The sequence below is a fragment of the Galbitalea soli genome, from assembly GCF_010686725.1.
GTDB classification, from domain to species: Bacteria; Actinomycetota; Actinomycetes; order Actinomycetales; family Microbacteriaceae; genus Galbitalea; species Galbitalea soli.
In genome coordinates this window covers 585,583-609,689 of record NZ_JAAGWZ010000001.1, presented here as the reverse complement: position 1 = coordinate 609,689, position 24,107 = coordinate 585,583, and the positions used below count along the sequence as shown (strand labels likewise).

Sequence of the window (24,107 nt, the reverse complement as noted above, 5' to 3'; positions counted from 1 at the left end):
ACCCCGCTCTGGGGGCGCGTCCCGTCCCGGCACAGGAGTACGCGTTACCGTGGATGCCCTGCGCAGTCCTGTACACGGCTACAGCAAATCCGGCGATGATCTGCGTTTTTCCTGAGTCGGCTGGCAGTGGCGCGGTGCCGCCACGACGAGCTCGGCGGGGCATCCCCGCGGGGCCGTCCTCCGGTCGGCAGAACGCCCGACCGGCACCCTCGGGTCCCGCGAAGCCCCCCGAAAGGGGGCAATTGCACCGCTCGCCGTGCCCCGGCAGTATTCAAGCAACCCGACGCAACATACGAGTTCCCCAGTGCCGCGGAAGTCATCTCCACCATCCGCGAAGGGAACGACGTGTTCATTTTCATTCTCCAGATCCGCCACCTGGCCGAGGGCCACCCGCAGATCTACATGTTCGCGGTGTACTCGGCCATCATCTGGGCCCTCTGGATCATCAAGGTCGTCGTCTCGCGACGGTACCGTCCCTACACCGGCGAGTACACGGGCACGACGAGCGTCGTCGTCCCCGTGGTCGATGAGCCGGAGGACCTGTTCCGTGACGTGCTGGCCCGAATGGTGGAGCAGCGTCCCGGCGAGATCATCGTCGTCATCAACGGCAAGCCGAACCCGGTGCTGGAGCGCATCTCCGACGAGTTCGCACCCCTCGTGCGCTGGGTCCACACGCCGATCCCCGGCAAGCGCAACGCCGTCATGATCGGCACCGAGCTCTCCAACGGCGACATCACGGTGCTGGTCGACTCCGACACCGTCTGGACCGAGAACACCCTCTCCGAACTGGTGCGCCCGTTCGCCGACGAGCGGGTCGGGGGAGTGACGACCCGCCAGCGCATCCTCGAACCCACCCGCAGCTGGATCACCCGCTGGGCGGACTGGCTCGAGAACTCCCGCGCGCTCTACTCGATGCCCATGCAGAGCGTCGTCGGCCAGGTTGGCTGCCTGCCGGGTCGCACGATCGCCTTCCGCCGCAGCATCCTCATGCGGGTCATGGAGAAGTTCATGACCGAGAAGTTCATGGGCGTCTTCCTCGAAGTGTCGGATGACCGCACGCTCACCAACCTGACCCTCAAGGAGGGCTACCGCACGGTCTACCAGCACACGAGCCTCGTCTACACGGATGCCCCGCTGCAGATCAAGAAGCTCTACAAGCAGCAACTCCGGTGGGCGCGCGGAAGCCAGTACAACACGCTGCGCATGCTGCCGTGGATGCTCGGCCACGCGCCGCTGCTCGCGCTGTTCTTCGTGATGGACATCCTTCTCCCGTTCCTGCTGGCCGGCGTCGCGGCGGGCTGGGTCTACCGCTCGCTCACTCACCAGGGCTACAACTTCTACGAGGGAATCCTCAAGGAGTACGGCGTGCAGACCGGACTGTTGTGGGTCATCGGTCTCATGGTCCTCTCCTCGGTGCTGAGCATGGGCATCCGCCAGATGCGCCACCTCGCCGAGAAGCCCAGCGACTTCTTCCGACTGCCGCTCTTCATCATCGTGTCGACCGCGTTCCTCATGCCGATCCGGCTGATCGGGTTCTTCCGCATGGGACACGCGAGCGGCTGGGGTACCCGGGCCGGGGCCTACGCGGGTGGTGCGCAGAACGAACTCGAGCTCGCGCAGGCCGCGGGCGGCTCATCCGTGGGGGAGCACTCTCTGCGCTTCGAGGCGCCCGGTGACCGCTCCGAGGGCGCGCTCCTGGTGGCCGCTCCCGTGCAGGCGAGGGCGGCGGTCGCCGTCGCTCCAAGTCGTGCTCCCCGGCGCCGCCTCAACCCCAAGGCCGCCTTCCCCTACCTGATCGGAATCGCGATCTTCGCTCTGGAGGCGATGTTCATTGTCTAAGTCATCCGCTCACTGGTGGACGCGCACGCGCCGCCACTCCCGCCTGACCGCCGCTGCGGCATCGGCACTCGTGATTGCCCTCGTCACCGTCGGAATTCTCGTGTGGACCTCGCCGAGCATCCCCGGCACGGCCGCCTCCGCCATCGCTCAGCTGCGGAGCTCCCTCGCCGCTCGTCACAGCGACGCGGAGACGATCCGGCTGAAGAACCAGATCGCCGCCCTCGAGGCGAAACTGACGGTCACCGAGGCCGGCGCCGCGTCCAACAAGGAGCAGCTCGCGGCGATGACCGCCAAGGCCATGGCCGCCACCAGTAAATTGAGCGCGCTCGAGGCTCAGACGACCGCCGCGGCGGCCGCGCGGGCGAGTGCAGCGGCTGCGGCTGCGGCGCGAGGGTCATTGACTCCGACGCGCACCACCCCGAAGCCGACGCACACGACACCCCCGCCCGCGCCGATCACCGCGCCGACCCTCGCGGCGCTCACCCGCCCGAGCAGTCGCTACTTCGGCATGTACACGGAGCAGGCGCCCTTCAACTGGGCCACCTACGACGCCACGGCATCGGCGATCGGGGAACAGCCCAACGTCGTCGGATACTTCGGCGGGTGGGACCAGACGTTCCGCGCGGATGCCGTGCAGCGGGCGTGGAAGCGCGGCACCCTGCCGATCCTCACCTGGGAGTCCCGGCCGATCAAGGCGGGGAACGACGAGGTGACCGCACCGGATTACCAGCTCTCGGACATCCTCGCTGGAAACTACGACAGCTACCTGCGGAGCTACGCGAAAGCGATCGTGGCGAACGGACTCCCGATGGGGATTCGCTTCGACCACGAGATGAACGGGGTCTGGTACCCCTGGGTCGAGGACGACGGACACGGCAACTCGATCAACGGCAACAGCGCGGGTCAGTACGTGCAGGTGTGGAAGCACGTGCACGACATCTTCCAGGCCGAGGGCGCCAACAAGTACGTGTTCTGGATCTGGTCACCCAACATCGTGAACAATCTGCCGAGCGCGCACCAGAGCCTCGACTACCTGAAGTCGCTGTACCCCGGCGACGCCTACGTGGACTGGGTCGGGCTCTCCGGGTACCTGCGCCCCGCCTACAAGCCCGACAACGACTTCTCGTTCCGATACACCTTCCAGAAGAGCCTCGACGAGCTTCGCGCCCTCACCTCGAAGCCGATCTTCCTCTCAGAGATCGGCGCGTCGGAGACAGGCGGCCACAAGGCGACCTGGATCACGAGCCTGTTCAACGGTCTCGCCGATCCCGCGAACTCCGACATCATCGGCTTCGCCTGGTTCAACATGGCCGTCACCACCTACGTCGAGGGGCAGCGCACCACGAACGACTGGCGCATCGACTCCCGGAGCGACACGCTCGCCTCCTTCGTCGCGGGCATCCACCTCGCAGGGAACGGCTTCGCCCTGAAACCCACATCATGACCGGCATTTTTCGTGAAGGCAAAGGAGATGAGCATGGCAAAGAACACTGACACGCCGGCACCGCGCATCAGCGTGATCGGCACCGGGTACCTGGGGGCGACCCACGCCGCCGCCATGGCGGAGATGGGCTTCGAGGTGATCGGGGTCGACACGGACCCGGCCAAGGTCGCGGCGCTGGCCATCGGCGAGGTACCGTTCTTCGAACCGGGACTGCCCGAGCTGCTGCGCAAGCACGTGTCGACGGGCCGACTCCGCTTCACGACCGACCTGGCGGAGGCGACCGCGCTCAGCGATGTGCACTTCATCTGCGTCGGTACGCCGCAGCAGCGCGGCAGCAATGCGGCCAACACCTCCTACGTCGAGGCGGCGACCGTCGAGGTCGTGCGCAATCTCACCCATGACGGGCTCATCGTCGGCAAGTCGACCGTGCCGGTGGGAACGGCGGGGCGCCTCAGGGTCGCGGTTCAGAGCAATCTGCCGTCGGGCATCCACGCCGAACTGATCTGGAACCCGGAGTTCCTGCGCGAGGGCAAAGCGGTTGCCGACACCCTGACGCCGGACCGAATCGTTATCGGCGGCACCTCCGCCGCGTCGGAGGCCATCATGCGGGAGGTCTACGCGGTGCCGATCGCCACCGGGACCCCGGTGATCGTGTGCGATCTGCCCACCGCTGAACTCGTGAAGGTGAGCGCGAACGCGTTCCTCGCCACGAAGATCTCGTTCATCAATGCGATCGCCGAGGTCTGCGAGGCCGCGGGAGCGAACGTCACCGTCCTGGCGGATGCGCTCGGTCACGACATCCGCATCGGCCGTCAGTTCCTGAACGCCGGGCTCGGCTTCGGGGGCGGCTGCCTGCCGAAGGACATCCGCGCCCTCATGCATCGCTCGGGAGAGCTGGGAGCGCACTCCGCCGTCTCGCTCATGCAGCAGGTCGACGAGATCAACATGGCGCAGCGCCAGCGGGTGATTGACCTCACGCTCGAGGCGCTCGGGGGATCCGTTCTGAACCGGCGCATCGGCATCCTGGGCGCCGCGTTCAAGCCCGACACCGACGATGTGCGCGACTCGCCCGCACTGAACGTCGCGGCGGCCCTCCACCTGCGCGGGGCGCAGGTGATCGTGTTCGACCCCGAGGCCGGCACGACCGCCAAGAAGATCTTCCCGACGCTGGGCTACGCGGATTCGACGGATGAGGCCGTCACGAATGCCGACGTCGTCCTCGTGCTCACCGAGTGGCCGGAGTTCGTGTCGGCCGACCCGGTGCGCCTGCTCGGCCTGGCGCAGGGGGCGTCGGTCATCGACGCCCGAAACTGCATCGACCGGGCGGCGTGGGAGCAGGCGGGATGGACGGTGCGCTCGCTCGGCCGATCGGCTCAGCCGACGGCCGGCCGGCCCGTGTTCGTGCCCGCCTGATTCGGAGGAACCAGGAGCACGGGTGGGCCGGCGCCGGGGGTGGGCCGGCACCGCGGGAGAGCCGGCACCGCGAGCGCCGCAACGGGAGAGGGCCCGCATCCGAATCGGATGCGGGCCCTCTCGTCGTGGTGCGACGCGGATCAGACCGAGAAGTACAGCTCGTACTCGAACGGGTGCGGGCGCTGCGCGGCCGGGATGATCTCCTTCTCGCGCTTGTACGCGATCCAGGTCTCGATCAGGTCGGTCGTGAACACTCCACCGGCGGTCAGGAACTCGTGGTCGGCCTCGAGCGCGTCAAGCGCCTCGGCGAGCGAGCCGGGAACCTGCGGGATGTTCTTCGCCTCCTCGGGCGGAAGCTCGTAGAGGTCCTTGTCGACGGGCTCGTGCGGCTCGATCTTGTTCTTGATGCCATCGAGGCCCGCCATCAGCTGCGCGGCGAAGGCGAGGTACGGGTTGCCGGAGGCGTCGGGCGCGCGGAACTCGATGCGCTTCGCCTTCGGGTTCGTGCCCGTGATCGGGATACGGATCGAGGCCGAACGGTTGCCGGCCGAGTACACCAGGTTGACGGGTGCCTCGAAGCCGGGGATGAGCCGGCGGTAGGAGTTGAGCGTCGGGTTGGTGAACGCGAGCACGGCGGGCGCGTGCTTGAGGAGGCCGCCGATGTACCAGCGCGCAATGTCGGAGAGGCCGCCGTAGCCGCTCTCGTCGTAGAACAGCGGCTTGCCGTCGTTCCACAGCGACTGGTGGGTGTGCATGCCCGAGCCGTTGTCGCCGAACAGCGGCTTCGGCATGAACGTCGCCGCCTTGCCCCACTCGAGCGCGGTGTTCTTGACGATGTACTTGAACTTGAGGATGTCGTCGGCCGCGTGAACCATCGTGTCGAAGCGGTAGTTGATCTCGGCCTGGCCACCGGTGCCCACCTCGTGGTGCGCGCGCTCGAGGATGAGGCCCGCGTCGATCAGCTTGAGGCTGATGTCGTCGCGAAGGTCGGCCTGCTTGTCGACCGGGCTGACCGGGAAGTAACCGCCCTTGTAGGGGGTCTTGTTGGCGAGGTTGCCGCCCTCCTCGACCCGACCGGTGTTCCAGGCGCCCTCGTCGGAGTCCACGGAGTAGAAGCTGCCGTTCTGCTTCACCTCGTAGCGCACGTCATCGAAGATGTAGAACTCGGCCTCGGGGGCGAAGTACGCGGTGTCGGCGATTCCGGTCGACGCGAGGTACTTCTCCGCCTTCTTGGCGACCTGGCGGGGGTCGCGGTGGTAGATCTCCCCGTTGCGCGGGTTGTAGATGTCGAAGACCATGATCAGCGTCTTCTCCGTGCGGAACGGATCGAGGTAGGCCGTCGTCACGTCCGGGATGAGCTGCATGTCGGACTCGTGGATGTTCGCGAAACCGCGAATCGACGAGCCGTCGAAGAGCTGGCCGACCGAGAAGAACTCCTCGTCGACGGTGGAGGCGGGGATGTTGAAGTGCTGCTGCACACCGGGAAGGTCGGTGAAGCGGATATCAAGGAACTTGACGTCGTTGTCCTTGATGTACTTGAGCACCTCGGAAGAATCGCTGAACATGTGGAGGACTCCAATGAGCTTGGTACCGAGCGACTGCAGATGCAGTCTGATGCTGAGGGTACGGTGAGGGGGTTTCGCAAGGGTGACCGTATTGTTTCCGACATGTTACAGCGGGGTCGCGGTCCAGGCCACGCCTAGAATCGAGGGGTGTCCTCTCCCGCTCCGATCGCCGTCGAGTGGCCCGGGCGGCGGCTGGGGCTCCCGGCGAGCGGACCCCGCTCGGTCGCCAGGCTCGGTCGACGCGTGGCAGCGCTCGCAATCGACTGGGCGCTCTGCTCCCTGATCGGATTCGCGTTCTTCCGGCCCGACCCGCACGGTCTCGCGACCCTCGGCGTCTTCGTCGTGGAGCAGATCATCTTCCTCGTGACCCTCGGCGGCAGCGTCGGCCACCTGCTCGTCGGGCTCCGGCTTGTTCCGGTCGCGGGCGGATACCTCGGCGTGTGGCGACCGATCGTGCGCACGCTCCTGCTCGCGGTGGTCATCCCCGCGGTGATCTGGAACCGTGACCAGCGCGGCGTCCACGACCTCTGGGCCGGCACGGTGCTCGTCCGGCGTTGACGCGGTGCTCGTCGGGCGTTGACGCGGTGACCCGCGCGCTCTCGCGAATGCTCAGCGGGCGTGTGCGCTAGCGCGGCCGAGGCGCTCGTGCACGGTTCGGGTCCATGCCCTTGGGGATACCGACGGGCGACTTCGCGAGCGAGGCGAGGCGATTGCTCACCGCGAAGACCTCGGACTTGTTGAGCGACCCCTTGATGCGGCGCATGCGACCCGCCAGCTTGTAGAGCGGCACGGCATCCGAATCGGGGCCGACGTAGAGGAACGTCACCGGGACGTTGGGCAGGATGCGCGCGACCGTGCGCCGCTCCTCATCGAGCATCTTCTGCGTGCGCGAGCGCGGACCCTCGCCGATCAGCACGACGCCTCCGCGACCCACCGCGCGATACACCGCATCCTGCGTGCGCGGACTCACATTGACCGGCATCTCGCTCGTCTGCCAGCTTCCTCGGATGCTGTTCTTCAACACCGCGCCCACGGCACCCGGCTGCCCCTCGATCTGCGAGTACGCCGCCCGTTCCGCCCGACGACCGAGCACCACGAGTGAGGCGAGCAGACCGGAGACGACACCGAGGATCACGTAGAGCACGAATCCCAGGACGTTGGTCGCCGCGAGCACGAACGCGAGAACGATTCCGAGGATGACCGGCACCACGAACGCGACGAGCAGGTACCAGATCGCCCGCTTGTCGTACTTGCGGGTCATCTGGAAGACGTCCCACATCTGTCGGAAGCGGTTCGGCTTCTTGGGCGCCTTGGTGGTGGAGGTCTCGCGTGCCATGGTGTCTAGGATACGGCCTGTGCGAACCCCAGTTCCGCGTTCGCCAGGTGCTGCAGCTCGACGGGGATCTCGCGCCCCTTCGACATCATCGACTTCGCCCACAGGCGTCCGGCGCGGTAGCTCGACCGCACGAGCGGCCCGGCCAGGACGCCGAGGAACCCGATCTCTTCGGCCTCATCCTTGATCTCGACGAACTCCTCCGGCTTGACCCACCGATCGACGGGCAGGTGGCGCGGCGTGGGACGCAGGTACTGGGTCACCGTGATGATGTCGGTACCGGCATCGTGCAGGTCGCGAAGCGCCTGTGACACCTCCTCGCGCGTCTCGCCCATCCCCAGGATCAGGTTCGACTTGGTGATCAGTCCCGCCGCGCGCGCCTGCGTGAGCACGTCGAGCGAGCGCTCGTAGCGGAAGGCGGGGCGGATTCGCTTGAAGATACGCGGCACCGTCTCCACATTGTGCGCGAAGACTTCCGGCCGCGAGGAGAAGACCTCCGCGAGCAGCTCGGGATTGCCCGAGAAGTCGGTGGCGAGGATCTCGACTCCGGTGCCCGGGTTCTGCTGGTGGATCTGCCGCACGGTCTCCGCGTGCAGCCACGCCCCCTCGTCGGGGAGGTCGTCCCGCGCCACACCGGTGACGGTGGCGTAGCGAAGGTTCATCGCGGTGACGGACTCCGCGACCCGTCGCGGCTCGTCGGTGTCGTAGTCTGCGGGCTTCCCGGTGTCGATCTGACAGAAGTCGCACCGGCGCGTGCACTGCGAACCACCGATGAGGAAGGTCGCCTCGCGGTCTTCCCAGCACTCGAAGATGTTCGGGCACCCGGCCTCCTGGCACACGGTGTGGAGTCCCTCGCCCTTCACGAGCTCCTGCAGCTGCCGGTACTCCGGACCCATCTTCGCCTTGGTCTTGATCCAGTCCGGCTTGCGTTCGATCGGAGTCGACGCGTTGCGGACTTCGAGACGGAGGAGCTTGCGCCCGTCGATGGGGTGGGTCATGCGGGTACTCCCAGTGCGTAGGCGAGTTGTTCAGAGATGAGAGGGATGATGTCCTCCGGTGTCACGGTGCGTCCGAGCTCTCGCGAGATGCTGGTGACGCCCGCATCGGCGAGACCGCACGCGACGATGGTCTCGTACGCCTCGAAGGAGTTGGAGCAGTTGAGCGAGAAGCCGTGCATGGTCACGCCCTCTGCGACGCGAATGCCGATCGCGGCGATCTTGTCGGTGCCGCGCATCCACACACCGGAGCGGCCCGCGACTCGGTCGGCCTCGATGCCCAGCTCGGCGAGCACGGCGATGAGAATGCCTTCCAGCCGTCGAACATAGGCGACGACGTCGATCGGATCGGGCAATCGCAGGATCGGATACCCGACGAGCTGGCCCGGGCCATGCCAGGTGATCTTGCCGCCGCGATCGACGTCGATGACGGGCGTACCGTCGCGCGGTCGCTCGTGGGCCTCGGTGCGTTTGCCCGCGGTGTAGACCGAGGGGTGCTCGAGGAGAAGGACAGTGTCAGGCGCCCGCCCCGCGACGACGTCAGCGTGAGTTGCACGCTGAAGTGCCAGGGCGTCGAGATACGGCACGGAGTTGGCGCTTAGCCCCGTGACGACGATGTCGACCACCTGATCAGTCTAGGTCGTTCTCCTCCCCAGCGTCGGCGTCGGGACGCCCCTCCACAGCTCGATCGTGAAGGCCGGGCGAGCGGAGGGCGACGGTCGAGACTGCCACGCATGACCGTGCGCGCGCTCCCCACTCTGCTCGACGACGACCGACTCGACCCGGGGGAGTCATCATCACCGCTCCCGAGCCAGCTCGCGGGGTTCCGTCTCGTCCGGCGTCTCGCGGTCGGCAGCCGGGCCGACATCATCCTCGGTGTTCCCGCAGCTGACCCGGATCAGGCGCGCCAGGCCGTCGTCATCAAGCTCTTCCACCCGTCGACTCCGCAGCTGAGCATCGCCGTCGAGCTCGAGGCGCTCGCCCGTGCGGACGGACCCTATGCCTGCCGTCTCCTCGACGTGACCGAGCACTCGGGGCGCCCCCTCGCCATCCTCGAGCGAGCACCACAGGGCAGCGTCGGGTCGTTCCTCGAACGCCGCGGGCAGCTTCGCCCCGGCGAGGCGGTGACGCTCCTCGCCCCCCTCGCGACCCTCATCGACCGGATGCACGCCGCGGGGGTCGCTCACACCGCGCTCTCGGTCTCCACGGTGCACCTCGGGTCCTCCGGAGAGCCCGTTGTCCTGGGCTTCGGGCATGCCTCCACCTTCGCCGCCCAGGCTCCCGTGGCGATCCGGGATGCCCAGCCGGGAGTGATCCTCGATCGAGAACGTCTGGCTGCCCTCTGTCGCACCGTCCTCGACCATCTTCCGCCCGGGGAAGCGGCCGGAACCGTGCCACTCCGCCGCTGGATCAGCACAGCACCGCGGCTCGACGGATTCGCGGCGGAACTCGAAGAGCGACTGTTCGGCTGGGCGGCTCCGCTGCCGCTCGAGCCCCCGCGTGCCGCAGTGGAGCCCCCTGCGGATCGCTCGGCACGCGCGCCGTCCCAGGCCGGTCGATCGGCCGGAGCCGAGCTGGCGTCGCCCGCCGCGTTACGTGGTTCCGCGGTGACGGCGCCGCCGGGGCCGGGCCCCGCGGGGTTCGGGTCTCCGCTACCGCGGCGACGCGACCTCCGGGATTCGGAGCGCACGGGGCGGGCGCACCGTGGCGGCGCGTCGAGAGCAGCCGGGGTCGGCGCGTCCGGCGGTCGGCTCCTCCGGCAACTCGCCGGCGATGGGCCAGCTCGAACCGTGCGCGACCGCGCGCTGCCCGCGCTACGCGGTGTGCGGAGGTCGCTCTGGGTGACCCTCGGTCTCGTGATCGCCGCACTGGCTCTCGCGGTCGCCCTCGTGCCGGGGCTCGACGCACGTGCCCTGGGTGCTCCGCCCCATGCGGTCTCGCCGCATCCGGAATCGTCGGTCACGCCCGCGGCACGACCGACGGCGGCGCTGCCTCGTCCCATCCGCGGAACCGTCGCCCCGGGCGCAGCGGCCACCGCGCTCCTTCGCGCGCGGCGGGCCTGCCTCGAACGCTCGGATGCCCGTTGCCTGCGTGTGGTCGACGAACCGGGCTCGTCCGGCCTCGATCATGACCTCGCGCTACTCGGAGAGTCGCGAACGAACGCCCCGGGGAGCGGCGCCGAGAAACGGGATAGCCTCGCTGAGTCCGCGGTAGGACGCGTGCAGTCGTTGGGCGGGGCAGCCCTGATCTCGCTGGTTGGTGCCTCGAATACGGGACCCGCGTCGGTCCTCATCGTGAGGAGCGAGGCCGGTTGGCGTATTCGCGATCTCTTCCTGCCGCGAGTGGACTCCACCACGGGGAAGCGCTGAGCCCACGCGAGGCCGCCCCGCGCGGCACTCCGCACGGGGGCGGTCAGATGCCGAGGTCTCCCTCGAAGGCTCCCGCCTCGAGGCGGTTCTTCACGGCGACCAGGAATCGAGCGGCATCCGCGCCGTCGACGATCCGGTGGTCGTAGGAGAGTGCGAGGTAGACCGTCTGGCGGATCGCGATCGCATCCACGCCGTCCGCGGTGACCACGACGGGCTTCTTGGTGACGATGCCCGTTCCCAGGATGGCGACCTGGGGGAGGAACACCACCGGCGTGTCGAAGAGAGCGCCGCGCGACCCGGTGTTGGTCAGCGTGAAGGTGCCGCCCGCCAGCTCGTCCGGCTTGAGCTTGTTGTCGCGCGTGCGGGTGGCCAGATCTGCGATCTGAGTGGCGAGGCCCGCGATGTCGAGGTCGCTCGCGTTCCGCACCACCGGGGTGAGCAGCCCGCGCTCGGTGTCGACCGCGATGCTCATGTTCTCGTGGTCGGGGTAGACGATCGAGTCGCCCTCGATCGTGGCGTTGATGATCGGGTACGCCTTCAACGCTTCGGCGGCGGCGAGGGCGAAGAAGGGCAGGAAGGAGAGCTTCACACCCGTCTTCTCGACAAAGGCGGCCTTCACGGCGTCGCGCAGGGCCGCGACCTTTGTCACGTCGACCTCCACAACCGAGGTCAGCTGAGCCGAGGACTGCATGGAGACGACGGCGCGCTCGGCGACGACCTTGCGCAGGCGGGTCATGGGCACGGTGGTGCCTCGCAGGGGCGAGACCTCGACGGCGGCGGGAGCGGCGGGCGCGGGCGCGGCCGCCGGAGCCACTGCTGCGGGAGCGGCCGCCTGCTCGGCGACATCCAGCACGTCCTGCTTGCGGATGCGTCCGCCAACGCCGGTGCCGGTGACCGAACCGAGGTCGATTCCCTTGTCATTGGCGAGCTTGCGCACGATGGGAGTCACGTAGCCCGCGTTCGCGGTCGAGGCGCTCTCGGAAGCGGCAGCCTCAGCCGTGACGGGAGCAGCGGGAGCAGCTGCCACGACCGGCGCCGGAGCGGGCGTCGGAGCGGCCTCCGCTACGGCGGGAGCGGGCGCCACCTCAGGCTGGTACGCCGCCTCAGCAGGTGCCGCGTCGACCAGCGCTGCGGCGGCAGGAACGGCTTCGACGGGAGCGGCCTCGACGGGTGCGGGCGGGGCACCGGTCACGGGCGGCGTCGTGGGGGCGGGGGCAGCAGCGAAGTCGGGCGCGGGCGCAGCGGGTGCCGCAGGAGCCGCGACCTCCGGTGCGGGCGCCTCCGTGGAGGGGACGACCTCCACCGGCTGGGCGGCGGTCTCATTGGCGGGCGTCGCCGCGGGTTCTGCCGGAGCGGATTCCGCACCGCCCGATCCATCACCGATGGTTACGAGAGGAGTGCCCACTTCGACGGTCTCGTCCTCGGCGACGAGAATCGCCTCGATGATTCCGGCGACAGGCGAAGGGATCTCGGTGTCGACCTTGTCCGTCGATACCTCGAGCAGCGGCTCGTCTACCTCCACACGGTCGCCGACGCTCTTCAACCAGCGGGTTACCGTGCCCTCGGTGACACTCTCGCCGAGTGCCGGGAGGTTGACGGATTCGCTCATCAGTGATGCTCCTTATTTACAAATGCTGCAGTGTGTAGCTTAGTTCCGGTGGATGCGCGACGGTCTAGATCGCGTGCAGGGGCTTGCCCGCGAGCGCGAGGAACGCCTCGCCGAGCGCCTCGTTCTGCGTCGGGTGCGCGTGGACCAGCGGCGCGATGTCCTCGGGGTACGCCTCCCAGTTCACCGCGAGCTGTGCCTCGCCGATCAGCTCGCCGACGCGGGCGCCGATCATGTGCACGCCGACGACCGGACCGTCGTTCACGCGGACGACCTTGATCGAGCCCGAGGTGCCGATGATGTGGCTCTTGCCGTTGCCCGCGAGGTTGTAGTCGTAGGCCGTGATCTTGTCGGCACCGTACTTCTCGGCGGCCTTCGCCTCGGAGAGTCCGACCGACGCGACCTCCGGGTCGCTGTAGGTGACCTTGGGGATGTTGACGTCTTCGATGACGACCGGGTTCAGGCCGGCGATCTCCTCCGCGACGAAGATGCCCTGCTGGAACCCGCGGTGCGCGAGCTGCAGACCGGGCACGATGTCGCCGACAGCGAAGACTCCGGGGATGTTGGTCCGCAGGCGCTCGTCGGTGAGGACGTATCCGCGATCCATCGTCACGCCGACCTCCTCGAAGCCGAGACCCGCCGTCGACGGGCCGCGGCCCACGGCGACGAGGAGCAGCTCCGCTTCGACCGTGGCACCGTTCTCGAGGGTCACGACAACGCCGTTCTCGTTCTGCACGACCGACTGGAAGCGGACCCCCGTGGTGAAGTTGATGCCGCGCTTGCGGAACGCGCGCTCGAACTGCTTCGAGACGGACTCGTCCTCGTTGGGTACCAGGTGCGGCAGCGCCTCGATGATGGTGACGTCCGCGCCCCAGGACTTCCACACGCTCGAGAATTCGACGCCGATGACGCCGCCGCCGAGAACCGCGACCTTCTGCGGAACGAAGTCGAGCTGGAGCGCCTGCTCCGAGGTGATCACGCGACCACCGATCTCGAGTCCTGGGAGTGACCGAGAGTAGGAACCGGTCGCGAGGACGACGTTCTTGCCGACGATCGTGTCGTCGCCGACCTGCACGGTGGTGGGCGAGACGAGTCGACCCTCGCCCTCGATGACGGTGATGCCGCGCGCCTTGATGAGGCCCTGGAGGCCCTTCCACTTGCTCGCGACGATTCCCTCGCGGTAGGCCGTCACGGCGGAGATGTCGATTCCGCCGAAGGTGGTGGTCACACCGTACTTGGCGGACTCACGCGCGACGTCTGCGACCTCGGCGGAGTGGAGCAGTGCCTTGGTGGGAATGCAGCCGACGTGGAGGCAGGTGCCGCCCAGCTTGCCCTTCTCGATCAATCCGACCGACAGGCCGAGCTCACTCGCGCGCAGCGCAGCGGCGTAGCCACCACTGCCTGCACCGAGAACCACAATGTCAAAGTTCTGTTCCGACACCCAGCAACTCCCTCGTGCTTCAGGATTCGTGCGAAGGCCGGCTGGCACGATATGTCAGCGGCCGTGTGGGCGGGTCTCGCCCGCCTCCAAAACCCTACTACGCGACAGAAAAATACTCGGCCAGTGACAGGAGCGCCCGGACCGTGACGCCGGTCGGCCCCTTAGCGGTGAAGCCGTACCCGCCGCCGCCGTTGTCGGAGGGGCCGGCGATGTCGAGGTGTGCCCAGGGAATACGGTTACCGTCGGCAGCATTCCCCACGAACTCTCGCAGGAAGACACCCGCGACGAGCATCCCTGCGGCGGTGTTTCCGGGCTTCACGTTCGCGATGTCGGCGACGTCCGAGTTGAGCATCGCGCGCAGTTCGGCGGGCATGGGCATTGCCCAGAAGCTCTCGCCCGCGGCATCCGCGAGTTCGACGAGCGTCTGTGAGAGTGCGGCGTCCCCGATGACGGCGGACACGCGGTCACCGAGCGCCACGCGCTGCGCGCCGGTCAGCGTCGCGACGTCGACGATCGCGTCGGGGAGTTCCTCGCTCGCGGCGACGAGGCCGTCGGCCAGGACCAGGCGGCCCTCGGCATCCGTGTTCAGCACCTCGACGGTCTTGCCGCCGCGAATCCGCAATACGTCGTTGGGCCGCATCGCGGTGCCCGAGGGCAGGTTCTCGGCGAGGCACAACCAGGCGGTGATCTTGACGTTGAGGCCCAGCCGCGCGGCCGCGAGAGTGACGGCGAGAACGGTCGCGGCTCCCGTCATGTCGTACTTCATGCCGACCATCGACACGGGAGGCTTCAACGAGAGTCCGCCGGAGTCGAAGGTGATTCCCTTGCCGACGAGCGCGAGGTGCTTGCTCGCCTCGACGGGGGAGTAGGTCACTTTGACCAGCCTGGGTCCGCGACTTGAGCCCAGCCCGACCCCGAGGATCCCGCCGAATCCACTGGCGGCCAACTCCTCCTCGCGCAGCACCTCGACCTCCACCGGGGCATCCTCGGCGAGCCGCAGCGCCTCGGTCGTGAGGGTCTCGGGGAACAGGTCGGAGGGTGGAGTGTTGACGAGGTTCTTGACCGTCGCCACGGCTCCGGCGACGAGAGCGGCACGGGCGACGATGGAGTGGTACTCCGTCACCGCGGACAGCACGGCGACGTCGCGGGGAGCACGCGCGCCCTCGTCGGGCGCGGATCGGTAGGCCGTGTAGAGGTAGGCGCCCATGGCGGCGCCCTCGAGCACGGCGAGCAGGGCGTCGTCGTCGTCGGCGGGGAGGGCGACGGTGACGCGGTCGACGCCGCGGAGCTGCCGCAGCGCTGATCCGGCCGCGTAGCGCAGGCTCGTCGGCGTCACGTCGGTCCCCACCCCGATGAGTGCGATGCTCGACGAGGCGACCCCGTCGGCCGAGGGGATCCGCCGCAGCTCGTCGACGCCGCCGCCGAATCCGATTGCTGTGAGATCGTCCGGGATGCCCGGAAGCGCGGCGGTCTCGCCGAGGAGGCGTGGTCCGGAGTCGGTCTTCACAACTCCGACCACGAGCACGTCGCCGATGGCTGCGGCGGGGGAGTCGGACAGGACGTGGAGGGCGGGGACGGTCATCCCGCCATGCTACCGAGCCCCCGGAGCGGCCCTCGCCGCCGTGTTCGCTGAGGGCATGACGCCACAGCGCGCCCCGGCCGGAAGTGCCGCGGCACCGCCGATTAGAGTTGTGGCATGCGCGATCCCGATGGTCTCTACGACCTGCTTGTCGACCCTGATGAGGTGCCCCGCGGGTTGCCCCTCGTCGCCGGCCTGACCGGTTTCGCCGACGCGGGGTCGGCCGTGTCGCAGTTCAACGACTACCTCATCGATTCGCTCGATCACCACATCGTCGCGCGCTTCGACAACGACGAACTGCTCGACTACCGGGCGCGACGCCCGATCATCTACTTCGATCGCGACCACCTGGCCGACTTCACCCCGTCTCAGCTCGCGCTGTCGCTCGCGCAGGATGAAGTGGGTCAGCCGTTCCTGCTCCTCACCGGCTACGAACCGGACTTCAAATGGGAGCGATTCACCGCGGCGATCCTCGATCTCGTCGCCCGTTTCGACGTGAAGTCGACGACCTGGGTGCATGCCATCCCGATGCCGGTCCCGCACACGCGGCCGATCGGCGTGACGGTGAGCGGCAATCGCTCGGAGCTCACCGAGACGCTGTCGGTGTGGAAGCCGCAGACCCAGGCGCCGGCCAACGCGCTCCACCTCGTCGAATACCGGCTGCAGCAGCTCGATCACCCCACGGCGGGATTCGTGCTGTTGATCCCGCACTACCTGGGAGACACCGAGTTCCCGCTCGCCGCGGTCGCCGCGCTGGAGAGCGTGAGTGCAGCGACGGGCCTGATCTTCCCGACCGACGCGCTGCGCGAGTCGGGACGCGAGTTCCTCGTCAAGATCGATGACCAGGTGCAGAACAACCCGGAGCTCGCGAAACTCGTCAGCACGCTCGAGGAGCGCCACGACAGCTACATGCTCGACAATCCTCTGCGCTCGCCGCTGACCGACGAGGACGGCGAATTGCCGACCGCCGACGCGATCGCCGCCGAGCTGCAGAACTTCCTGGCGATGCGGCGCGACGACGACACACCGTCGATCTGATCGGCGGCGAGGCGCGCGCGCCCCGCCGCACGAGCCGCCGAGAAGCGACGGCCCGTCGGTAGACTGGCAGCGTGAACTCTCGACGATCCTGGCTCGTCTTCGGGTTCGCGGTCTTCGCCTACATCGTGGCGGTCCTGCAGCGGTCCTCTCTCGGGGTCGCGGGCGTCGCGGCGACGGACCGGTTCGAGATCTCCGCCGCGGTGCTGTCCACGCTCGCGGTCGTGCAGTTGATCGTGTACGCCGGTCTTCAAGTGCCGGTGGGCATCCTGCTGGACCGCACCGGGCCCCGCCTGCTCATCCTCGTGGGTGCCGCCCTCATGATGGTGGGGCAGACCACCCTGGCGCTCTCGCCCACGATCGGCGTCGCGATCGCGGGCAGGATGCTCGTCGGCGCGGGCGACGCGATGACGTTCATCTCCATCCTCCGGCTCATCGCCAACTGGTTCTCGGGCAGAACGCTGCCGATCGTCTCGCAGTGGCTCGGCACGCTGGGCCAGACCGGCCAGATCCTGTCGGCGGTGCCGCTCTCGCTGCTGCTCCACGCGGCGGGGTGGACCCCGACGTTCCTCAGCGCGGCCTCGCTCTCGGCCCTCGCGTTTCTCGGTGTGGCCGCCTTCGTCCGCAATGGCACCTCGCCCATCACTTCTTCCGTGCCCGTCGTGCATGGGTCGGCCTCGCCGCTCCGCGGTCTCCTGGATGCCCTGGCCAGGCCGGGCACGCGACTCGGCTTCTGGTCGCACTTCGTGACCCAGTCGTCGGGCAACGTCTTCGCCCTGCTGTGGGGATTTCCGTTCCTGTCGGTCGCCCTGGGATACGGACCGCAGAACGCGTCCCTGCTGCTCACTCTCATGGTCGTCACGGCGGTGATCGCGGGCCCGATCCTCGGTGTCCTGACGGCGCGTCATCCGATGCGCCGGAGCAGTCTCGTGCTCGGCATCGTCGTCGCGATGGGGCTGGCCTGGGCGGTCGTGCTCGCCTGGCCCGGGCATCCACCATTGTGGGCGGTGATTCTCCTGATCGTCGTCATCGCCATCGGTGGTCCGGGATCGCTCATCGGCTTCGACTTCGCGCGAACCTTCAACCCCTTGCGCAGCCTCGGCTCGGCGAACGGCATCGTGAACGTCGGCGGCTTTCTCGCGTCGTTCATCATGATGTTCCTCATCGGGATCGTGCTCGACCTGGTCAGTCGGGCGAGTGGCGGTGCCGGCTCCGGTCAGCTCTACACGCTCACCGGGTTTCGGGTCGCCTTCCTCGTGCAATACCTCGTCGTGGGCGTGGGCGTGGTCTTCGTGATCATTTCCCGCCGCCAGACCAGACGCCGTCTGCACGAGCAGGAGGGAATAGACGTCGCCCCCCTGTGGGTTGCACTCTCCAGAGCCTGGCGCAGGCGCCGCGAGTGACGTGGCGGCCTAATAGCCCACCACGACGCACTTTGGCAAGACTTGTCGAGGAAGCGTGCAATAATTAAGTCTGAGACCCGGTCCCGTCGTTCCGGCCTCTGACGCGTTCATCGTGTCGGGCCCCCCGACTTGACAAGGGTCTTAGTTGTGCCCGCGTGCAGGTAACCCGCACGAAACAAACCGGAAAGGTGTCACTCATGGCTACCCGGACCAAGACTGCAACCCTCGAATCGGATGAGGTCAGCGTCGACCCCACCGCCCCCGCTGCCCCGAAGGCGCGCGCTGCGAAGCCCGCCGCCAAGGCGCCCGCCGCCAAGGCACCTGCCGCCAAGGCGCCCGCTGCCAAGGCACCGACGCGCGCCAAGCGTGGCGCGGCCACCGATGACGAGGTCGACGAGGTCGACGAGGAACTGGACGACGACGTCGAGGCGGTCGTCGTCGACGTTGACGTTGAGGTCGACGTGGTCGATGACGACGCCGTCAAAGACGTGGTCGTCGACGACACGGTCGTCGATGACGACGACGAGGATGCGAAGCCGAAGCTCGAGGAGGAGCTCCCCTCCGGCGCGCTCGTTCTCTCCCTCGTGGACGACGACGACGAGGTGCCGGTCTACTCGAGCGCCATCACCGGCGCCACCGCCGACCCGGTCAAGGACTACCTCAAGCAGATCGGCAAGGTCGCTCTCCTCAACGCCGCCGAAGAGGTCGAGCTCGCCATGCGCATCGAGGCGGGACTCTTCGCCGAGGACAAGCTCTCGCAGATGTCGGAGGCCGAACGCAAGTCGTCCCTCGGTCGCGAGCTGCTCTGGGTCGCGAAGGATGGCCAGCGCGCCAAGAGTCATCTGCTCGGCGCGAACCTCCGCCTCGTGGTCTCGCTCGCGAAGCGTTACACCGGCCGCGGCATGCAGTTCCTCGACCTAATCCAGGAGGGCAACCTCGGCCTCATTCGTGCCGTCGAGAAGTTCGACTACACCAAGGGATTCAAGTTCTCCACCTACGCGACCTGGTGGATCCGGCAGGCGATCACGCGTGCGATGGCCGACCAGGCGCGCACCATCCGCATTCCGGTCCACATGGTCGAGGTCATCAACAAGCTCGCCCGCGTCCAGCGCCAGATGCTTCAGGACCTGGGCCGCGAGCCCACCCCGGAGGAGTTGAGCCGTGAGCTCGACATGACGCCTGAGAAGGTCATCGAGGTTCAGAAGTACGGTCGTGAGCCGATCTCGCTGCACACGCCGCTCGGCGAAGACGGCGACAGCGAGTTCGGTGACCTCATCGAGGACACCGAGGCTGTTGTCCCGGCCGATGCGGTGGGGTTCACGATGCTGCAGAAGCAGCTCGAGTCTCTGCTCGATTCACTGTCCGAGCGCGAAGCGGGCGTTATCCGCATGCGCTTCGGGCTGGGTGACGGTATGCCGAAGACACTCGACCAGATCGGTGACACCTTCGGGGTGACGCGCGAGCGCATCCGTCAGATCGAGTCGAAGACGATGGCGAAGCTCCGTCACCCGTCCCGGTCGCAGTCGCTCCGCGACTACCTCGAGTAGGACGTGGCGTTCGCCCCCGCCATCCTCATCGGACGGCTGGTCCGAGTCGCGGCCCGTCTGCGTAAGCGCGGCGGCGGATCCGCGGTGCCCGGGCTGGTCGTCAATCGACTCGCGCCCCGGTTCCTGAGCGCGACGCTCGCCGGCTTTCCGCAGGGCCTCGTAATCGTGTCGGGGTCGAGCGGCAAGTCCACGACGACGAAGATGCTGGTCGCCGTGCTCGAGGCGCACGGGCTTCGCGTGTTCACCAATCCCTCGACCGCGAATATCAGTCAGGGATTGACGAGCGCTCTGCTCGAACGCGTCGATCTGCGGGGCCGGATCCTCGCAGACATCGCCGTGCTGGAGATGGACGAGGGCCACGGCGCGCTCATCGCGCCGCAATTGGCTCCGCGCGTCGTCGTCCTCACCAACGTCATGACCGACCAGATCGATCGCTTTCACGACTCCGAGAAGGTGGCGGGCATGCTCGGCACGATCGCCTCTCGCGCCACGGGCTCGCTCGTCATCAACGCCGATGACGCGATGCTGCTCGAGCTGGCCGCGCACCGCGCGCCGGGTACCGTCATCGCCCCGTACGGAGTGAGCCAGGGCGTGCTCGCGGCGAATCCCCGCGGCCTCGGATACGCGCAGACCGCGGCGACGCGCCTCGCCCAGCGGGACGGCACGGTCGTGACCGAGGTCGATGGCCGGTCGGCGCGACTCAGTATCGCCGGGGGCGAGCATCCGATCACCTTGCCCGCCCGTGGCACGCACTACGCGGTCGATGCCGCCGCGGCCCTGGCGGGCGCCCGCGCCGTACTCGGTGCTGACTTCGATGCCGAGCGGGCCACCACGTCAATCAGTGCCGTCGCCCCGGTCTTCGGCCGCGGCGAGATCGTGACCGTGCGCGATCAGCAGGTCGAATTCGTGCTGGTCCAGAATCCCGCGAGCTATCAGCTCAACGTGGACAGCCTCGAGAAGGGTCTCGACCAGCTCTTCTTCGCAATGGGGTCAGACGTGCGGGATCCCTCCTACTTCTGGCCCGTCGACAGCTCCTCGCTCGGTCGGGTCGCCGTGGTGAGCGGGTCGAAGGCCGACGAGCTCGCCCTTCAGCTGCGCTATCGGGGCGTGGAGGTGGGAGCCGTCGACCACGACCTCGCGCACGCCATCGACACCTTCCTCGCTCTCCCTGCCCCCCGCACCGGGATCAAGACCGTGATCTTCACGGCAGACTCGATGCGCCGGACTCGCGCACATCTGGGACTCGTATGACCGCCGATCTCACCGTTCTCACCGTTTTCGCAGAGCAGACCAATGTCAACGGAGACGCCGAGAACGCGCTCGTCCTGACAGCGCGCGCACGCTGGGCCGGATTCTCCGCGCAGCGTGTCGACTGGAGACTGGGTGACCCCGTTCCCAAGGGTCGGCCGGACGTCGTCGTCGTGGGGTCGGCGACCGACCCGGTACTCCCGGCCCTCCTGGACGCTCTTCGGCCCGCGGCCACCACGCTTCGCCGATGGCGGGACGCGGGAACGCGAATCCTCGCGATCGGCACGGGCTGGGAGTTGCTCGGCCAGACCATCCACCTCGACGGTCAGACTCTCGAGGGACTCGCGCTGCTCCCGGGGCGCGCGGTCGCCGGGAGCGGGCGGGTCACCGACGACCTCGTCGTCGACTCCCCGTTCGGGCGATTGGTCGGCTTCGAGAACCACCTTCGCGACGTCGTGCTCCCCGCGGGCTCGGTGCCCCTGGGCCGGGTGGTCTACGGCCGCGGCAACGGCTCGGATGACCGCGCCGAGGGCCTCGTCGACGACACCGTCATCGCCACCCACCTCCACGGCCCGGTGCTCGCCAAGAATCCCGCCCTTGCCGACGATCTGTTGAGCCAGGTTCTCGGTGCCGGATACACCGCACGCACTGCTCCCGCGGAACTCGTGGATGAAACAGCGCGAGCCGCGCGCAGTGTGATTGCGACGCGGCTCGGGCTCTCGGCGACGGACGTCGCCTGACAATCCTTGTGGTGACGGAGGGGGTCAGGCCTTCTCGGTGAGGAGGCGGGCCGACTCGTCGTGCCACTCCAGCGCGGTGGCCGACAGCTTCTCCTTGAACTCCGCACCGTGGTGCGCGCAGAAGTACAGTTCGCCGGTTGCCATGGTGACGCGCACGTAGGCCTGAGCGCCGCAGCTGTCGCAGCGGTCGAGCGCGGTCAGTTCGTAGACGGAGTCGAGCTCGGTGACGTTCTCGGTTGCGGTCTGAGACATTGGGCTGCTCCTTCGGGCTAGATCAACAATTTCCCTTCCCGCAATACAACCATGACCGTGTTACACGCGTGGGTCTTTTGCCCTTCATTTCGCTGTACGCGTACCCCCCAATCCGGGCGGGTGTCGGTGACGGGGAGGGCCGGTGGCAGTCATTAGTCTGAGAACGCTGTGTCCGCGCGGGTGACCGCATTCGACCCCTGGGAGTTCTCGTGCCGAGTTCCGACTACTCCGCCCGCCACCTCTCCGTGCTGGAGGGTCTCGAGGCCGTTCGCAAGCGGCCGGGCATGTACATCGGCTCGACGGACGCGCGTGGACTCATGCACTGTCTCTGGGAGATCATCGACAATTCCGTCGACGAGGCCCTCGGCGGCCACGGTGACCTGATCGACGTCATTCTCCACCCGGACGAGTCGGTGGAGGTCCACGACCGCGCCCGCGGGATTCCGGTCGACATCGAGCCGAAGACCGGCTTGACTGGCGTCGAGGTCGTCTTCACCAAACTTCACGCGGGCGGAAAATTCGGCTCTGGTTCCTATGCCGCGTCCGGTGGCTTGCACGGCGTGGGCGCCTCGGTGGTGAACGCGCTCTCCGAGCGGCTGGACGTGCAGGTCGACCGCGACGGAAAGACGTACGCGATGTCCTTCCATCGCGGCGAGCCCGGAACCTTCGCCGACGTGGATCCCGCGCATCCGACGCCCGACGCGCCGTTCTCTCCGTTCGTGTCGGGGAGCGAGCTGCGCGTCGTGGGCAAGGTCGCCCGAGGGGTGACCGGCACGCGCATCCGCTACTGGGCGGATCGCCAGATCTTCACGAAGGGCGCCGACTTCCAGACGGAGGAACTCATGGCGCGCGCCCGCCAGACGGCCTTCCTGGTGTCGGGACTCGGCATCGAGATCTCCGATCGGCGGGGTCCCGAGCCGGTGACACAGCTCTTCAAGTACGAGGGCGGGATCGGCGAGTTCGTCGACTTCCTGTCTCCCGATCAAGCGCTCACCGATACGTGGCGCATCAAGGGGTCGGGCACGTTCACCGAGACGGTGCCGGTGCTGCAGGAGACGGGAGCGATGGTTCCGACCGAGCTCACCCGCAGTTGCGAGGTCGACATCGCACTGCGCTGGGGTACCGGCTACGACACCGTGTTCAAGAGTTTCGTGAATATCATCGCGACGCCCAAGGGCGGTACCCACCAGACGGGCTTCGAGCAGGGGATGATGAAGTTCCTGCGTTCCCAGGTGGAGCAGAACGCGCGCCGCCTCAAGGTGGGCACCGACAAGCTCGAGAAGGACGACATCCTGGCGGGTCTCACGGCGGTTCTCACCGTGCGACTCCCCGAACCGCAATTCGAGGGGCAGACCAAGGAGATCCTCGGTACGCCGGCGGTGCGGACGATCGTCGCGAATGTCGTCTCGACAGCGATGAGCGAGCGCTTCTCGTCCAGCAAGCGCGACGACAAGGCGCAGTCGGCCCTGCTGCTCGACAAGATCGTGGCGGAGATGAAATCACGCATCTCCGCGAGGGCGCACAAGGAGACGCAGCGGCGGAAGAACGCGCTCGAGAGCTCCTCGCTCCCGGCGAAGCTGGTGGACTGCCGCTCGAACGACGTGCTGAACAGCGAATTGATGATCGTGGAGGGAGACTCCGCTCTCGGCACCGCGAAGCTGGCTCGGGACAGCGAGTACCAGGCGCTCCTTCCCATCCGCGGCAAGATCCTCAATGTTCAGAAGGCGTCCGTGTCCGACATGCTGTCGAACGCGGAGTGCGCGTCGATCATCCAGGTGATCGGCGCCGGCTCCGGGCGAAGCTTCGACCTCGATCAGGCGCGCTACGGCAAGGTCATCATGATGAGTGATGCCGATGTCGACGGTGCGCACATCCGTACCCTGCTGCTCACGCTGTTCTTCCGGTACATGCGACCGATGATCGAGGCGGGGCGGGTGTTCGCGGCGGTGCCTCCGCTGCACCGCGTCGTCGTCATGAATCCGGGATCGAAGCCGAACGAGACCATCTACACCTATTCCGAGGCGGAGCTTACCGGTGTGCTTGCCGGCTTGAAGAAGCAGGGCAAGCGGTATCAGGATCCGATCCAGCGCTACAAGGGGCTGGGCGAGATGGATGCCGACCAGCTGGCGTCGACGACGATGGATCGCCGCTACCGCACGCTTCGACGAGTGCGGGTCTCAGACGCGGAAGACGCGGCGCGCGTGTTCGAACTGCTCATGGGCAACGACGTCGCCCCGCGCAAGGAATTCATCATCGCGGGCGACGGGCTGAATCGCTCCCGCATCGACGTCTGACGCC

19 protein-coding genes are annotated in these 24,107 nt (G+C 67.7%); 11 read left to right on the top strand and 8 right to left on the bottom strand.

The genetic code is table 11. The annotated features are described in order from the left end of the window. Nucleotides 1-345 precede the first annotated feature (345 nt). Genes G3T37_RS02840 through G3T37_RS02830 form a run of 3 tightly spaced genes read left to right on the top strand, consistent with a single transcriptional unit; the run spans nucleotide 346 to nucleotide 4,696 of the window. Complete coding sequence (locus G3T37_RS02840) at nucleotides 346-1,839, top strand: glycosyltransferase (protein WP_163471955.1); 1,494 nt, start codon at nucleotides 346-348, stop codon at nucleotides 1,837-1,839. Then, complete coding sequence (locus G3T37_RS02835) at nucleotides 1,832-3,283, top strand: glycoside hydrolase family 26 protein (protein WP_163471954.1); 1,452 nt, start codon at nucleotides 1,832-1,834, stop codon at nucleotides 3,281-3,283. The genes G3T37_RS02840 and G3T37_RS02835 overlap by 8 nt, the downstream gene beginning before the upstream one ends. Before the next feature lie 33 nt (nucleotides 3,284-3,316). Next, complete coding sequence (locus tag G3T37_RS02830) at nucleotides 3,317-4,696, top strand: UDP-glucose dehydrogenase family protein (protein WP_206673783.1); 1,380 nt, start codon at nucleotides 3,317-3,319, stop codon at nucleotides 4,694-4,696. A 140-nt stretch (nucleotides 4,697-4,836) separates the two neighbouring features. Here G3T37_RS02830 and glnA read toward each other — a convergent pair whose 3' ends face one another. Continuing rightward, entirely contained in the window at nucleotides 4,837-6,261 is a 1,425-nt protein-coding gene (gene glnA, locus G3T37_RS02825; RefSeq protein ID WP_163471952.1) for a type I glutamate--ammonia ligase, read from the bottom strand. Between the two features lie 147 nt (nucleotides 6,262-6,408). On the opposite strand from glnA, the gene G3T37_RS02820 reads away from it, so the two are divergent. Beyond that, nucleotides 6,409-6,819: an RDD family protein gene (locus G3T37_RS02820; RefSeq protein WP_163471951.1), complete on the top strand. Its 411-nt coding sequence runs from the start codon at nucleotides 6,409-6,411 to the stop codon at nucleotides 6,817-6,819. A 67-nt stretch (nucleotides 6,820-6,886) separates the two neighbouring features. Here G3T37_RS02820 and G3T37_RS02815 read toward each other — a convergent pair whose 3' ends face one another. The 3 genes from G3T37_RS02815 to lipB are packed head-to-tail and all read right to left on the bottom strand — an operon-like array spanning nucleotide 6,887 to nucleotide 9,215. Further along, nucleotides 6,887-7,597, bottom strand: a complete 711-nt coding sequence (locus G3T37_RS02815; RefSeq protein ID WP_163471950.1) for a DUF4191 domain-containing protein — start codon at nucleotides 7,595-7,597, stop codon at nucleotides 6,887-6,889. Between the two features lie 5 nt (nucleotides 7,598-7,602). Continuing rightward, entirely contained in the window at nucleotides 7,603-8,592 is a 990-nt protein-coding gene (gene lipA / locus G3T37_RS02810) for a lipoyl synthase (protein ID WP_163471949.1), read from the bottom strand. Beyond that, nucleotides 8,589-9,215, bottom strand: a complete 627-nt coding sequence (gene lipB, locus G3T37_RS02805; RefSeq protein ID WP_163471948.1) for a lipoyl(octanoyl) transferase LipB — start codon at nucleotides 9,213-9,215, stop codon at nucleotides 8,589-8,591. The genes lipA and lipB overlap by 4 nt, the downstream gene beginning before the upstream one ends. A gap of 108 nt (nucleotides 9,216-9,323) precedes the next feature. Between lipB and G3T37_RS02800 the strand changes: the two genes are divergently transcribed. Beyond that, nucleotides 9,324-10,958: a serine/threonine-protein kinase gene (locus G3T37_RS02800; RefSeq protein WP_163471947.1), complete on the top strand. Its 1,635-nt coding sequence runs from the start codon at nucleotides 9,324-9,326 to the stop codon at nucleotides 10,956-10,958. Nucleotides 10,959-11,001: 43 nt separating this feature from the next. Here the strand turns inward: G3T37_RS02800 and sucB are convergent, their stop codons facing one another. From sucB to G3T37_RS02785, 3 genes are all read right to left on the bottom strand, one after another. Further along, on the bottom strand, nucleotides 11,002-12,567 hold the full coding sequence (gene sucB / locus G3T37_RS02795) for a 2-oxoglutarate dehydrogenase, E2 component, dihydrolipoamide succinyltransferase (RefSeq protein WP_163471946.1): 1,566 nt from the start codon (nucleotides 12,565-12,567) through the stop codon (nucleotides 11,002-11,004). A gap of 64 nt (nucleotides 12,568-12,631) precedes the next feature. Beyond that, nucleotides 12,632-14,005: a dihydrolipoyl dehydrogenase gene (lpdA, locus tag G3T37_RS02790; RefSeq protein ID WP_163471945.1), complete on the bottom strand. Its 1,374-nt coding sequence runs from the start codon at nucleotides 14,003-14,005 to the stop codon at nucleotides 12,632-12,634. A 97-nt stretch (nucleotides 14,006-14,102) separates the two neighbouring features. Further along, nucleotides 14,103-15,587, bottom strand: a complete 1,485-nt coding sequence (locus G3T37_RS02785) for a leucyl aminopeptidase (protein ID WP_163471944.1) — start codon at nucleotides 15,585-15,587, stop codon at nucleotides 14,103-14,105. 114 nt (nucleotides 15,588-15,701) lie between these two features. Here G3T37_RS02785 and G3T37_RS02780 point away from each other — a divergent pair, with 114 nt between their 5' ends. From G3T37_RS02780 to G3T37_RS02760, 5 genes are all read left to right on the top strand, one after another. Next, complete coding sequence (locus tag G3T37_RS02780) at nucleotides 15,702-16,622, top strand: proteasome assembly chaperone family protein (protein ID WP_163471943.1); 921 nt, start codon at nucleotides 15,702-15,704, stop codon at nucleotides 16,620-16,622. 71 nt (nucleotides 16,623-16,693) lie between these two features. After that, entirely contained in the window at nucleotides 16,694-18,022 is a 1,329-nt protein-coding gene (locus G3T37_RS02775) for an MFS transporter (RefSeq protein ID WP_163471942.1), read from the top strand. Nucleotides 18,023-18,219: 197 nt separating this feature from the next. Then, nucleotides 18,220-19,569: an RNA polymerase sigma factor gene (locus G3T37_RS02770; RefSeq protein ID WP_163471941.1), complete on the top strand. Its 1,350-nt coding sequence runs from the start codon at nucleotides 18,220-18,222 to the stop codon at nucleotides 19,567-19,569. 3 nt (nucleotides 19,570-19,572) lie between these two features. Beyond that, a complete protein-coding gene (locus G3T37_RS02765) occupies nucleotides 19,573-20,820 on the top strand; it encodes a MurT ligase domain-containing protein (RefSeq protein ID WP_163471940.1) in 1,248 nt (415 codons plus the stop codon). Next, nucleotides 20,817-21,557: a type 1 glutamine amidotransferase gene (locus G3T37_RS02760; RefSeq protein ID WP_163471939.1), complete on the top strand. Its 741-nt coding sequence runs from the start codon at nucleotides 20,817-20,819 to the stop codon at nucleotides 21,555-21,557. The genes G3T37_RS02765 and G3T37_RS02760 overlap by 4 nt, the downstream gene beginning before the upstream one ends. Before the next feature lie 24 nt (nucleotides 21,558-21,581). Here G3T37_RS02760 and G3T37_RS02755 read toward each other — a convergent pair whose 3' ends face one another. Continuing rightward, a complete protein-coding gene (locus G3T37_RS02755) occupies nucleotides 21,582-21,809 on the bottom strand; it encodes a DUF7455 domain-containing protein (RefSeq protein ID WP_163471938.1) in 228 nt (75 codons plus the stop codon). Between the two features lie 209 nt (nucleotides 21,810-22,018). On the opposite strand from G3T37_RS02755, the gene G3T37_RS02750 reads away from it, so the two are divergent. Next, a complete protein-coding gene (locus tag G3T37_RS02750) occupies nucleotides 22,019-24,103 on the top strand; it encodes a toprim domain-containing protein (RefSeq protein ID WP_163471937.1) in 2,085 nt (694 codons plus the stop codon). The last annotated feature ends 4 nt before the right edge of the window (nucleotides 24,104-24,107 follow it).